Source organism: Nocardia farcinica (assembly GCF_029867845.1).
In the GTDB taxonomy this organism is placed as follows: Bacteria; Actinomycetota; Actinomycetes; order Mycobacteriales; family Mycobacteriaceae; genus Nocardia; species Nocardia farcinica_A.
Genome location: NZ_JARWRU010000341.1, coordinates 1 through 11,756 on the forward strand (window position 1 = coordinate 1; position 11,756 = coordinate 11,756).

Genomic DNA, 11,756 nt, shown 5'->3' on the forward strand with positions numbered 1-11,756 from the left:
CCCGCCGTGCCTGCCCCCGCCACCCGGGGGGGCGGCGCCGGGCACGTGGGGGCCGGCCCCCGGGCAGAGCTGAGCTTGCGGCGAGGGCCGCCCGCGTCTCGCGACACGGACGGCCCTCGCCGGATGAACGGTGGATCAGCGGGTGAACAGCAGGGCCCGCTTGACCTCCTGGATCGCCTTGGTGACCTCGATACCGCGAGGGCAGGCGTCGGTGCAGTTGAAGGTGGTGCGGCAGCGCCACACACCCTCGACATCGTTGAGGATGTCCAGGCGCTCGCGGGCGCCCTCGTCACGGCTGTCGAAGATGAAGCGGTGCGCGTTCACGATCGCGGCCGGGCCGAAGTAGCTGCCGTCGCTCCAGTACACGGGGCAGGAGGTGGTGCAGCAGGCGCACAGGATGCACTTGGTGGTGTCGTCGAACCGGGCGCGGTCGGCCTGGCTCTGGATGCGCTCGCGGGTCGGCTCGTTGCCGGTGGCGATGAGGTAGGGCTTGACCGCGCGGAAGGCGTCGAAGAACGGCTCCATGTCCACCACGAGGTCCTTCTCCACGGGCAGGCCGCGGATCGGCTCGACGGTGATGGTGATGTTCTTGCCGTCCTTGGGCAGCATGTCCTTCATCAGCACCTTGCAGGCCAGCCGGTTCACACCGTTGATCCGCATGGCGTCGGAGCCGCACACACCGTGGGCGCAGGAGCGCCGGAAGGTGAGCGAGCCGTCCAGGTAGGACTTGATGTAGATGAGCACGTTCAGGAAGCGGTCGGTGGGCAGGACCGGCACTTGGAAGGACTCCCAGTGCGCGCCCTTGTCGTCCTCCGGGTTGAACCGGGCGACCTTCACCGTGATCATCACCGAGCCCTCCGGCACGGGGGCCGGATTCGACGGAGTGGTCTTCTCGAGTACGGCAGTCATCAGTACTTACGCTCCATCGGCTCGTAGCGGGTCTGCACCACCGGCTTGAAGTCGAGCCGGATGTCGGACAGCAGATCCGTGCCCTCCTTGTAGGCCATCGTGTGCCGCATGAAGTTCACGTCGTCGCGATCGGGGTAGTCCTCGCGGGCGTGGCCGCCACGCGACTCCTTCCGGTTGAGCGCGCCGACGACGGTCACCTCGGCCAGTTCGAGCAGGAAGCCCAGCTCGACGGCCTCGAGCAGGTCGCTGTTGTAGCGCTTGCCCTTGTCCTGCACCGTGATCCGCGAGTACCGCTCCTTGAGCGCGTGGATGTCGGTGAGGGCCTGCTTGAGGGTGTCCTCGGTGCGGAACACCGAGGCGTTGTTGTCCATCGACCGCTGCAGCTCGGTGCGGATGTCGGCCACGCGCTCGTTGCCGTGGTCGGACAGGATCAGCATCAGCCAGTCCTGCACCATCTGCGCCGGGTTCTCCGGCATGTCGACGAACTCGCTGCGCTCGGCGTACTCGGCGGCGGCGATGCCCGCGCGGCGGCCGAACACGTTGATGTCCAGCAGCGAGTTGGTGCCCAGGCGGTTCGCGCCGTGCACCGACACGCAGGCGCACTCGCCCGCGGCGTAGAGGCCGGGGACGATGTCGGTGTTGTTGCGCAGCACCTCGCCGCGGATGCGGGTGGGGATGCCGCCCATCACGTAGTGACAGGTCGGGAACACCGGCACCAGTTCCTTCACCGGGTCGACGCCCAGGTAGGTGCGGGAGAACTCGGTGATGTCGGGCAGCTTCTCCTCGAGCACGTCCTCGCCGAGGTGGGTCACGTCGATGTAGACGTAATCCTTGTTCGGGCCTGCGCCGCGGCCCTCGAGCACCTCGAGCACCATCGAGCGGGCGACGATGTCGCGGGGCGCGAGGTCCTTGATGGTGGGGGCGTAGCGCTCCATGAAGCGCTCGCCGTCGGCGTTGCGCAGGATGCCGCCCTCGCCGCGGACCGCCTCGGAGATGAGGATGCCCAGGCCTGCCAGGCCCGTCGGATGGAACTGGTGGAACTCCATGTCCTCGAGCGGCAGGCCCTTGCGGAACACGATCGCCATGCCGTCACCGGTCAGGGTGTGCGCGTTCGAGGTGGTCTTGTACATGCGACCCGAGCCGCCGGTGGCGAACACGATCGACTTCGCGTGGAAGACGTGCAGGTCGCCGGTGGCCAGCTCGTAGGCGACCACGCCGGTGGCGACCGGACCGCGCTCGGTCTCGGTGAGCACCAGGTCCAGGACGTAGAACTCGTTGAAGAACTCCACGTCGTGCTTGACGCAGTTCTGGTACAGCGTCTGCAGGATCATGTGGCCGGTGCGGTCGGCCGCGTAGCAGGCCCGGCGCACCGGGGCCTTGCCGTGGTCGCGGGTGTGACCGCCGAAGCGGCGCTGGTCGATCTTGCCCTCGGGGGTCCGGTTGAACGGAAGACCCATCTTCTCCAGGTCGAGGACCGCGTCGATGGCCTCCTTGGCCATGATCTCGGCGGCGTCCTGGTCGACGAGGTAGTCACCACCCTTGACGGTGTCGAAGGTGTGCCACTCCCAGTTGTCCTCTTCCACGTTGGCCAGCGCGGCGCACATGCCGCCCTGGGCCGCGCCGGTGTGGCTACGGGTCGGGTACAGCTTGGTCAGCACAGCCGTTCGGACACGGGGGCCCGCCTCGATGGCGGCGCGCATGCCCGCGCCGCCGGCACCGACGATGACGACGTCGTAGCGATGTTCCCGAACAGGACGGGCTGCGACGGCGCCGCTGTTGCGTTCGCTGGACTCACTCATGCGAGGTGGCCTGTTCCTAACTGATGTTGGGGTCGAAGGTGAAGATGACGTAGGTGCCGACGCCCATGATCAGGATCATCGAGACGACCAGCAGGGTCTTGAGCCAGAACCGGGTCGAGTCCTTGCGGGAGTAGTCGTCGATCACGGTGCGCAGGCCGTTGCCGCCGTGCAGCTGTGCCAGCCAGAGCATGGCCAGGTCCCAGATCTGCCAGAACGGGGACGCCCAGCGTCCGGCCACGAAGCCGAAGTTCAACCGCTTCACGCCGCCGTCGAGCATCAGCATGATGAAGATGTGGCCGAAGACCAGCACGATCAGGGCCAGGCCGGAGAAGCGCATGAACATCCACGCGTACTTCTCGAAGTTGTTGCCCGAGCGGGCGCGCGGCGAGCGCGGCAGGTCGAGGCTGGCAGGCCGGTCGTAGGACTTGCCGATAACAGGTGCGCTCATCGTGATCAGTGCTCCGTCAGCAGGTAGAAGAACATGCGGCCGACACCGGCGGCGCCGGCGACGACCGTCACGGCCAGCACGATCCACAGCATCAGGCGCTGGTGACGCGGGCCCTCGGACCAGAAGTCGACCAGGATCAGCCGCACGCCGTTGAGCGCGTGGAACAGCACGCACACGACCAGGCCCATCTCCATGAGCGCGACGACGGGATTCTTGTAGATCTCGATCGCGTCGTTGTACATCTGCGGGCTGACCCGGACCAGGGCAGTGTCCAGCACGTGGACGAAGAGGAAGAAGAAGAGAGTGACACCGGTGATCCGGTGCAGCGCCCAGGACCACATTCCGGGGTCGCCTCGATAGAGCGTCTTCCGCTTCGGCTGTGCCGGAGCTTCGATCGTGGTCATAGAGTGCGCTGCCTCCAACGTCGTCGATGGACCCGGTTGCAGGTCCGGTGCCGACCGCGTCTGGCGGGGCGAAATCCCCGGTTGGCTGTGCCTAGCTCCTCTAGCACGTGCCCGCTGTCGGGAACCTGAACCGATCTACTCGGACTCTAATCCTCTCTGTTTCCCGGAACTAATTCGGCGTGCCGTGCGTTGCCGGACCGTCGAGTGGGTTAGGTTTACCTTTGTTGCCGCGAAACGGGGTGCGCTTCGCCGTGCGCGGAAGCGGTGGCGGCCCTTTCGAGCGGAGGTCGAGCATGTCGGAAATCGACTGGAATGTGTTGCGCCACAACGCTGTTGGCGCGATGCGTGCGGCCTACGCGCCCTACTCCCGTTTCCCGGTCGGCGCCGCGGCTCTCACCGGCGACAGCCGAATTGTGAGCGGATGCAATGTGGAAAATGTCTCATACGGACTCGGCCTGTGTGCCGAATGTGTACTCGTCGGTAACTTTATCGTGACCGGTGGCGGGCGCCTGCTCGCCGTCTCGGTGTGCGATTCCCGCGGCGAAATTCTCACCCCCTGCGGCCGCTGCCGCCAGGTGCTGCTCGAGCACGGCGGACCCGGGTTGCTGGTCGACCACCGCGACGGCCCGCGCCCGCTGCGCGAGCTGCTGCCCGACGCCTTCGGCCCCGACGATCTCTCCGCCGGACAGTCCTGAGCGGCCCGTGCCAGACTGGCCGCGTGAGGGCACTGGACGCGGTAACGATCATCACGACCAAGCGCGACGGCGGGCAGCTGAGCGACGAGCAGATCGACTGGGTGGTGGACGCCTTCACCCGCGGCGAGGTCACCGACGAGCAGATGGCAGCGCTGGCCATGGCCGTGCTGTGGCGTGGCATGACCAGGGCCGAGATCGCCCGCTGGACCGCCGCCATGATCGCCTCCGGGCAGCGGATGGACTTCACCGACCTGCCGAGACCCACCGTGGACAAGCACTCCACCGGCGGTGTCGGCGACAAGATCACCCTGCCGCTGGCCCCGCTGGTGGCGGCCTGCGGCGCGGCGGTGCCGCAGCTGTCCGGCCGCGGCCTCGGCCACACCGGCGGCACCCTGGACAAGCTGGAGTCCATCCCCGGCTGGCGGGCCGACGTGCCGCCCGCCCGGCTGCGCGAGATCCTGACCGACCCGGCGATCGGCGCGGCGATCTGCGCGGCGGGCGCCGACCTGGCCCCCGCCGACAAGCGGCTCTACGCGCTGCGCGACGTGACCGGCACGGTCGAGTCCATCCCGCTGATCGCTAGCTCGATCATGAGCAAGAAGATCGCCGAGGGCACCGCCGCGCTGGTCCTCGATGTCAAGGTGGGCGCGGGCGCGTTCATGAAGGACCGCGCCGACGCCGCCGAACTGGCCGCGACCATGGTCGAACTCGGCGCCGACGCCGGGGTGCGCACGGTCGCGCTGCTGACCGCGATGGACGTCCCGCTCGGGCGCACCGCGGGCAACGCTCTCGAGGTGGCCGAGGCGGTGGCGGTGCTGGCGGGCGGCGGCCCCGCCGACGTGGTCGAGCTGACCCTCGCCCTGGCCCGCGAGATGGTGGCGCTGGCAGGCCTGGACGCCGACCCGGCCGAGGTGCTGGCCTCCGGTCGCGCCATGGACCACTGGCGGGCGATGGTGCGCGCCCAGGGCGGCGACCCCGGCGCCGCGCTGCCCCGCGCCGCGCACACCGAGACCCTGCGCGCCGAACGCGACGGCGTGGTGACCCGGCTCGACGCCATGGGCGTCGGGCTCGCCGCCTGGCGGCTCGGCGCGGGCCGGGCACGGCAGGCAGAGCCGGTGCAGGCGGGTGCGGGCGTCGAACTGCACGCCAAACCGGGGGAGCGGGTGCGCGCGGGCGAACCGCTGGCCACCCTGCACACCGACACCCCGCACGCGTTCCCCGCCGCGACGGCCGCGCTGGCCGGGGCCTACGAGATCGGCGAGCAGCCGCCCGCTCCGGCGCCGCTCGTCCTCGACCGCATCGGCTGAGACCGGCCCCGCGCGCGAGGCGCGGCAGGGGGCGCGAGGGGGCCGGGATGTGGACGCCAGGCGGCGGTGCGGTGACATCCCGGTGTCAGCTGTTCGGTCCGCTGCCGAACGGACGGGTCGCGGCTAACGTGTTGCTATGACAGGACCGATGCCACTGACCCTCGCTTCGATCCGCCGAGCCCCCAAGGCCCTGCTGCACGATCACCTGGACGGTGGCCTGCGGCCCGCCACGGTGCTGGAACTGGCCGCCGCGTGCGGCTACGACGAGCTACCGGCCGACAACGAAGCCGACCTGGCGCGCTGGTTCCGGGAGGCCGCCGACTCCGGTTCGCTGGAACGCTACCTGGAGACCTTCGCCCACACCGTCGCCGTCATGCAGACCCCCGAGGGGCTGCGGCGGGTCGCCCGCGAGTGCGTCCTCGACCTGGCCGAGGACAACGTCGTCTACGCCGAGGTCCGCTTCGCTCCCGAACAGCACCTCGAGGGCGGCCTGAGCCTGGACGAGGTGGTCGAGCACACCCTGGCCGGGTTCAGGGAGGGCGAGGCCGAAGCCGCCGCGGCCGGACAGCAGATCGTGGTGGTCTGCCTGCTGACCGCGATGCGGCACGCCGCCCGCTCGCGCGAGATCGCCGAGCTGACCGTGCGCTGGCGCGATCGCGGCGTCGGCGGCTTCGACATCGCGGGCGCCGAGGCCGGGTTCCCGCCCACCAGGCACCTGGACGCCTTCGAGTACATGCGGGCCAACAACGCCTACATCACCATCCACGCGGGCGAGGCGTTCGGGCTGCCGTCGATCCACGAGGCGCTGGCCTTCTGCGGCTGCGATCGGCTCGGCCACGGCGTGCGGATCAGCGACGACATCAGGGTGCCCGGCGGCGATATCGCCGAGGCCGAACTCGGCAGGCTCGCCGCGTATGTGCGCGACAAGCGCATCCCGCTGGAGTTGTGCCCGTCGTCGAACGTGCAGACCGGTGCGGTGCCCTCGCTCGACAAGCACCCCTTCGACCTGCTCGCCCGGCTGCGCTTCCGGGTCACGGTCAACACCGACAACCGGTTGATGAGCGACACCAGCATGAGCAAGGAGATGCTCGAGCTGGCCCACACCTTCGGCTACGGCTGGACCGACCTCGAGCGCTTCACCATCAACGCGATGAAGTCGGCGTTCATCCCGTTCCCCGAGCGCCTGCGCATCATCGACGACATCATCAAGCCCGGCTACGCCGTCCTGATCGGCTGAGCGGCCGTCCCGATCGGCCGAACTCACCGACCCGGCAGCCGGGGACGTCGAGGGCGAACGGCTGCTTCTTCGCTCAGTCGGCCGAGTTCCTCGCTCAGTCGGCCGTGGTCAGGCGGGATTCGAAATCGCGCTCGAGTTCCCGCCAGGCCTGGGCCTCGGCCTGGTACGGCGGGCTCGGGGCCAGCCGCGTCGGGTCGGGGTCGAGCAGGTAGGAGACGTACCAGCCCAGCGGGGTCGACTTGGCCAGCGCTGTCTCCACCGCGTCGTCGTCGGCGTAGTCGGCCGCGTCGGTGAACAGCTCGACGGCCAGGTCGAGCTGGTCGATGTCGACCGCGTCCGGGCCCTCGGCCAGGTCGTCGGCCAGGCCGGGCAGCACGTAGATGTTCTCGTCGGTGGCCTCCACCTCGAGCGAACCGTCGATGGCCGCGGTCTGCACCTCGCCGAAGGTGCTCACCCTGGCCAGATCGTGGTCGTGGTCGTCGGCCAGGTAGCGGGCCAGCGCGCGCTCGGTGGGGAAGGTGAGGATGGCGCCGTCGGTGCCGAGGAAGATCGGCTCGTCGTCGAGATAGCAGCGCAGCGTCCAGTGCGTGCCGGTGCCGGTGATGATCTTGACCGGATCGATGCCGACCTCGTGCCAGAACGAGTCGTCCTCGTCCTCCTCGTCGTCGTCCAGGTCGACCGGCTCGAACTCGGATTCCTCCTCGCTGTCGGCGACGTCGTCGGCTTCGACGATGTTCTCCTCGGCGGCGAGCAGTTCGGCCTCGGCGACCGCGACCGCCGCGGCGTCCACCTCCGGGGTCTCGACCACCGAGTCGATCGCGTCGAGTACGCCGTCCCAGTCCTTGGCGATGGCGGCGCCGATCTGATCCCACAGCTCCTCGCCGTCGCGGCCGACGAAGGCGCTCGCCCCGCCGGGCAGCGCGCCGAGCACCGGGTGCGAGCTGAAGAACTTGGTGACCGCCTCCAGCTCGCACACCTCGCCGAGATTGCGCACCATGTCGAGGGTGTCCTCGAGCTCGGCCACCGTCTCCGGCTCGGGATCGCCTGCGGCCAGCTCGGGTATCCCGACCAGGTCGAAGGTGTGGTGCTCGGCCGGCTCCAGTTCCACCGCCGACAGCGCCACCACGACCTTCCACGCGGGGTGGTCGACCAGATCGTTGTCGGTGTCGGTGCGGACGAAGGCCGCCAGTTCCGCGACGGACTCGAATCCGTAGAGGTCGTCCTCGTGTCCGAGGAACGCCATCCACTCATCGTCACCGTCACGCCAGCGCGGTGCCCACAGAGTGACGAGATCGCCGTCGGTCAGGCCGAGCTCGATCGGGACGATGTCTCCAGAAGCCATGAGCGGAAGCCTATCGAGCTTCGGGCTCAGGCACTATCCCGCCCGCCCGAGGCCGGTCCGGGCTGGGGGCTCGTGTCCGAGGCGAACGACTCGTTCAGTGCCGCAACGACCTTGGACCGCTGGGCGCTCGCGTCCTCGGCGGCCTGCCTGCACGCCCAGATGATGAGCTGTCCGACGTCGGCGGGCGGCATCGAGGTCACCGCCTCCGACAGGCGCAGGCCGACCAGCGCGCCGTTGCTGTCGACATCCACCGAGACCGTGCCGTCCTCGCTGGTGAACGTGCCGCGCACCTGGCCGAGGCCGTGCAGCGCGGCCTCCAACGCCTCCAGCTTGGCGGTCGCGTTGGCGACCAGGGCGTCCATCTCCGCGCTCACAGTGGCCTCATCCAGGTGGTCGGTCCGGTGTCGGCGTCGTCGATGCGGTCGAGCTCGTCGACCGCCTGCTGCCTGGTGGGCAGGCCGAGCTTGTCGAGGATGTCGGCGGGCATGCCCGACTCGGCGAGCAGCTCGCGGCGCTTGGCGCGCGCCGCGATCGCCGAGCGCTGGGTCAGCCGCAGGATCTCGTTGGCCAGGGCCTGCGCGCCGTATCGGTACTCGCTGCGTTCGAACTTGATCTCCACCGGCATGCCCTGATCGGTCGCGCGCACCGCGATGGTGCCCGACCGGTTCTGGCTGACCGCGACGGTGACGTTCGGAATCTGCTGTTCGCTCATTCTGTGGGCCTGTAGAAGCCGTAGAACTCCATACCCATGTTCTCCGTTCGGATGTTGCTGATCGAGACCGGATCACCCGCTTCGATGAGCTGACCGTTGCCGATCACCATCGCGACGTGGCCGTCCCACACCGCCAGGTCGCCCGGCATGAGGTCGCCCGGTGAGACCTGCGGGTGGCCGATGTGCTGCTCCTGTGCCAGGCGCGGCAGCTCGACGCCCGCCTCGCCGTAGGCCCATTTGGTCAAGCCGCTGCAGTCGATGCCGACGCCGGGGGTGTTGCCGCCCCAGACGTACGGGGTGCCCTGGGCGGTCAGCGCGGTGGTGACCGCCTTGGCGGCCTTCTCGTTCGGCGCCTCGACCACGCTGCCGTCGGGCAGGGTGATCTTCACGCCGTCGGAGGTGACGTTCGAGCTCGAGTTGTTCTGCCCGCTCGGCGTGCTCGTCGAGGCGGGCGTGCTCGAGGTGTCGGTGGACGTGGCGGCCTGCTGCAACGGCGCGCTCGCCAGCGAGGTGGCCAGCGAACCCGCCTGGCCGGCCATGCTGACCAGGGTCGACAGATTCGAGCCGACGCCGCTGGTGAGCGCGCCGGGCAGGCTCGCCGGAGCCGGGCTCGACGGCGGCGGGGTGAGCTGGGTCATCGCCGCGGTCTGGGTGTCGAGTTCGCCGCGCACCCGCCCCACCACGCCGATGCCCTGGTTGAGATGCTCGATGGCCGAGCCGACCAGCACCGTGAAGCCCTGCGGGGTGGCGATCGCAGGGCCGAGCGCGGTGGCGGTGTTCACGAAGGACCGCACGATGGCGTCGAGATCCTTCTGACCCGTCTCCACCTCGGCCGCGGCCTGGTTGACCACGGCGGCCATCTCTGTGCTGCGGTCGGAGATGGTGGCGGCCGAGGTCTGCACGCGCAGCGCCTTGGAGGTGGCCGAATCGGCCGCCTGGCCGTCCCACACGTCGTTGAGCTGGTTGATGCTCGCCTTGCCGAACTGGTGCAGCTGATCGAGGGCGCTGGAGGCGGACAACAACGAGTCGGCGGGGCCGCCCGCGGGCTGCACACCGGTGCCGAAGCTGCTGAGCAGGTCGAGCAGCGGCTTGACCAGCAGGTTGATGTCGATCACCGGTTCACCCGCCCAGATCGGCGGAGCGCAGGGCCGCGGCGTTGTTCAGGTCGGTCTCGGTGAGCACGGTGGCCGAGGCCGCCGCCGCGCCGCCCATGCTCGACAGCACCGCCGACAGCTGGGCGATCGAGGCCACGTGCCCGGCGTGCGCCGTGGCGTAGGCGGCCATGAAATCACCACCGATGAGACCCATGATCGGGCCGAGCAACGCGGGCGAGGCGCCGGCGGCCCCCGCCGCGATCCCGGCCATCTCGCCCGCCATGACACCGGCGGTCGCGCCGTATACGGCGATGCCCTCCGTGTCCGCCGACATCTTGGTCATGATGTGCTTCCCCCATCCGTTCGTTCCCAGGCAGAGTACGTCATCCACCTGTTTGGACGCGCCGTCGTGCCGCGCGGTTCCACACCCCTCATGGAAGATTCGCGCGCGCCCAGGAGCCGGATCGACCTTATCGTTTGCTCATGCGCACCCACACCGTGGACCACCCGCTGGCCGCCGCCTTGCTGACGACGATGCGCGACGAGCGCAGCACCGACGCCGCCTTCCGCGCGGCGCTGGCCGATCTCACCGGCATCCTCGTCTACGAGGCGCTGCGGGACGCCCCCGTGGCCACCTACGAGATCACCACCCCGGTCGCGCCGACCGTCGGCGTCCGGCTGGCCACCCCGCCGCTGCTGGTGCCGGTGCTGCGGGCCGGGCTCGGCATGGTCGAGACCGCCTCCGGCCTGATCCCCGAGGCCAGGGTCGGTTTCGTCGGCATCGCCCGCGACGAGACCACCCATCAGCCGGTGCCCTATCTGGAATCGCTGCCCGACGACCTGGCGGGCATCCCGGTGTTCGTCCTCGACCCGATGCTGGCCACCGGCGGATCCATGCGTCACACCCTGGAACTGCTGGTGGCGCGCGGAGCCACCGACATCACCGCGGTGTGCGTGGTCGCCGCCCCCGAGGGCATCGCCACGCTGGAGAACAGCGGCCTGCCGGTGCGGTTGGTGACCGCCGCCGTGGACGACGGGCTCGACGCCGCCGCCTACATCGTGCCTGGACTCGGCGACGCGGGCGATCGCCAGTTCGGGCCGCGCTGAGCGCGTTCGGGAAGTCCGGTCGGGCAGGCTCCCGGTGCCGCCGTCCCTCCGATCAGGCGGGCCGCAGCGCCCGGCAGAAGCCTGCCAGCTCCGAAAGCCGCAGGCGCGCGGCGTCCTCGGCCTCGGGCAGGGCGTCGCGGCCGGACACCGGCTGCACGACCTCCAGATAGCACTTGAGTTTCGGCTCGGTCCCGGACGGCCGGATCACCACCCGCGAGCGCGGGCCCTCGAAGATCAGCGCGTCCGTGCGCATCCGTCCGCGCACCGCGAGCTGGTCGATGCAACGCACCGGCTCACCGGCGATCATCTCGGGCGGGGCGCCGCGCAGCCGGGCGACCACCGCGGCCGCGGCATCGGCGTCGGCCAGCCGGAGGGAGACCTGGTCGCCCGCGTGCAGGCCGAAATCCAGCGCGTAGTCGTCGAGGTCGTCGAGCAGGCCGCGCCCGCGCGCCTTCGCCGCGGCCACCGCGTCGGCGGCCACCACGGCGGCGGAGACGCCGTCCTTGTCGCGCACCACCCCCGGGTCCACACAGTGGCCGATGGCCTCCTCGTAGGCGTAGACCAGCCCCTCGCCCGCGCGAGCCAGCCACTTGAAGCCGGTCAGCGTCTCGGCGTAGCGGGCGCCCCTGGCGGCGGCCAGCTTCGACAGCAGCCGGGAGGAGACCAGCGTGGTGGCCACCAGGGAGCCGGGAGCGGCGGTGG

At 70.0% G+C, this 11,756-nt stretch carries 13 protein-coding genes and 1 pseudogene; 4 read left to right on the forward strand and 10 right to left on the reverse strand.

Annotation, left to right across the window (positions count from 1 at the left end; all coding sequences use genetic code 11):
• Window positions 1-135: 135 nt before the first annotated feature.
• From QH283_RS07235 to sdhC, 4 genes are read right to left on the reverse strand one after another with little or no spacing between them, the layout of a single operon-like run.
• On the reverse strand, window positions 136-909 hold the full coding sequence (locus QH283_RS07235; protein WP_280502242.1) for a succinate dehydrogenase iron-sulfur subunit: 774 nt from the start codon (window positions 907-909) through the stop codon (window positions 136-138).
• Window positions 909-2,708 carry a succinate dehydrogenase flavoprotein subunit gene (sdhA, locus tag QH283_RS07240; protein WP_280502243.1) on the reverse strand — a complete coding sequence of 600 codons (1,800 nt, stop codon included), beginning with the start codon at window positions 2,706-2,708 and terminating at the stop codon, window positions 909-911. The genes QH283_RS07235 and sdhA overlap by 1 nt, the downstream gene beginning before the upstream one ends.
• A gap of 16 nt (window positions 2,709-2,724) precedes the next feature.
• Window positions 2,725-3,156 (reverse strand): succinate dehydrogenase hydrophobic membrane anchor subunit, encoded by a 432-nt coding sequence (locus QH283_RS07245; protein WP_280502244.1) that lies wholly within the window; start codon window positions 3,154-3,156, stop codon window positions 2,725-2,727.
• A gap of 5 nt (window positions 3,157-3,161) precedes the next feature.
• Window positions 3,162-3,560 carry a succinate dehydrogenase, cytochrome b556 subunit gene (sdhC, locus tag QH283_RS07250; protein ID WP_280502245.1) on the reverse strand — a complete coding sequence of 133 codons (399 nt, stop codon included), beginning with the start codon at window positions 3,558-3,560 and terminating at the stop codon, window positions 3,162-3,164.
• 293 nt (window positions 3,561-3,853) lie between these two features.
• Here sdhC and QH283_RS07255 point away from each other — a divergent pair, with 293 nt between their 5' ends.
• The 3 genes from QH283_RS07255 to QH283_RS07265 all read left to right on the forward strand — a co-directional run bounded on the left by QH283_RS07255 (window position 3,854) and on the right by QH283_RS07265 (window position 6,799).
• Window positions 3,854-4,255 carry a cytidine deaminase gene (locus QH283_RS07255; protein ID WP_280502254.1) on the forward strand — a complete coding sequence of 134 codons (402 nt, stop codon included), beginning with the start codon at window positions 3,854-3,856 and terminating at the stop codon, window positions 4,253-4,255.
• A gap of 23 nt (window positions 4,256-4,278) precedes the next feature.
• Window positions 4,279-5,562, forward strand: coding sequence for a thymidine phosphorylase (locus QH283_RS07260; RefSeq protein ID WP_280502246.1), 1,284 nt, complete (start codon window positions 4,279-4,281; stop codon window positions 5,560-5,562).
• Window positions 5,563-5,698: 136 nt separating this feature from the next.
• A complete protein-coding gene (locus QH283_RS07265; protein WP_280502247.1) occupies window positions 5,699-6,799 on the forward strand; it encodes an adenosine deaminase in 1,101 nt (366 codons plus the stop codon).
• 94 nt (window positions 6,800-6,893) lie between these two features.
• Here the strand turns inward: QH283_RS07265 and QH283_RS07270 are convergent, their stop codons facing one another.
• Genes QH283_RS07270 through QH283_RS07290 form a run of 5 tightly spaced genes read right to left on the reverse strand, consistent with a single transcriptional unit; the run spans window position 6,894 to window position 10,290 of the window.
• Window positions 6,894-8,141 (reverse strand): primosomal protein, encoded by a 1,248-nt coding sequence (locus QH283_RS07270; RefSeq protein WP_280502248.1) that lies wholly within the window; start codon window positions 8,139-8,141, stop codon window positions 6,894-6,896.
• Window positions 8,142-8,167: 26 nt separating this feature from the next.
• Window positions 8,168-8,515: a YbaB/EbfC family nucleoid-associated protein gene (locus tag QH283_RS07275; protein WP_280502249.1), complete on the reverse strand. Its 348-nt coding sequence runs from the start codon at window positions 8,513-8,515 to the stop codon at window positions 8,168-8,170.
• Window positions 8,512-8,853 (reverse strand): hypothetical protein, encoded by a 342-nt coding sequence (locus tag QH283_RS07280; RefSeq protein ID WP_280502250.1) that lies wholly within the window; start codon window positions 8,851-8,853, stop codon window positions 8,512-8,514. Before QH283_RS07280 ends, QH283_RS07275 begins: the two co-directional genes overlap by 4 nt.
• Window positions 8,850-9,968 carry an NlpC/P60 family protein gene (locus QH283_RS07285; RefSeq protein WP_280502251.1) on the reverse strand — a complete coding sequence of 373 codons (1,119 nt, stop codon included), beginning with the start codon at window positions 9,966-9,968 and terminating at the stop codon, window positions 8,850-8,852. The genes QH283_RS07280 and QH283_RS07285 overlap by 4 nt, the downstream gene beginning before the upstream one ends.
• A 4-nt stretch (window positions 9,969-9,972) precedes the next feature.
• Entirely contained in the window at window positions 9,973-10,290 is a 318-nt protein-coding gene (locus QH283_RS07290; protein WP_280502252.1) for a hypothetical protein, read from the reverse strand.
• A 140-nt stretch (window positions 10,291-10,430) separates the two neighbouring features.
• On the opposite strand from QH283_RS07290, the gene upp reads away from it, so the two are divergent.
• Entirely contained in the window at window positions 10,431-11,054 is a 624-nt protein-coding gene (gene upp, locus QH283_RS07295) for a uracil phosphoribosyltransferase (protein ID WP_280502253.1), read from the forward strand.
• A gap of 52 nt (window positions 11,055-11,106) precedes the next feature.
• Here the strand turns inward: upp and QH283_RS07300 are convergent.
• Window positions 11,107-11,756, reverse strand: a pseudogene (locus QH283_RS07300) (phospho-sugar mutase); the annotation flags it as partial.

Excerpts from the sequence above, each read along its gene's own strand:
- QH283_RS07255 (WP_280502254.1), top strand. The coding sequence starts at position 3,854 with ATGTCGGAAATCGACTGGAATGTGTTGCGCCACAACGCTGTTGGCGCG.
- QH283_RS07270 (WP_280502248.1), bottom strand. The coding sequence starts at position 8,141 with ATGGCTTCTGGAGACATCGTCCCGATCGAGCTCGGCCTGACCGACGGC.
- QH283_RS07245 (WP_280502244.1), bottom strand. The coding sequence starts at position 3,156 with ATGAGCGCACCTGTTATCGGCAAGTCCTACGACCGGCCTGCCAGCCTC.
- QH283_RS07235 (WP_280502242.1), bottom strand. The coding sequence starts at position 909 with ATGACTGCCGTACTCGAGAAGACCACTCCGTCGAATCCGGCCCCCGTG.
- sdhA (WP_280502243.1), bottom strand. The coding sequence starts at position 2,708 with ATGAGTGAGTCCAGCGAACGCAACAGCGGCGCCGTCGCAGCCCGTCCT.
- QH283_RS07280 (WP_280502250.1), bottom strand. The coding sequence starts at position 8,853 with ATGAGCGAACAGCAGATTCCGAACGTCACCGTCGCGGTCAGCCAGAAC.
- sdhC (WP_280502245.1), bottom strand. The coding sequence starts at position 3,560 with ATGACCACGATCGAAGCTCCGGCACAGCCGAAGCGGAAGACGCTCTAT.
- QH283_RS07290 (WP_280502252.1), bottom strand. The coding sequence starts at position 10,290 with ATGACCAAGATGTCGGCGGACACGGAGGGCATCGCCGTATACGGCGCG.
- QH283_RS07265 (WP_280502247.1), top strand. The coding sequence starts at position 5,699 with ATGACAGGACCGATGCCACTGACCCTCGCTTCGATCCGCCGAGCCCCC.
- upp (WP_280502253.1), top strand. The coding sequence starts at position 10,431 with ATGCGCACCCACACCGTGGACCACCCGCTGGCCGCCGCCTTGCTGACG.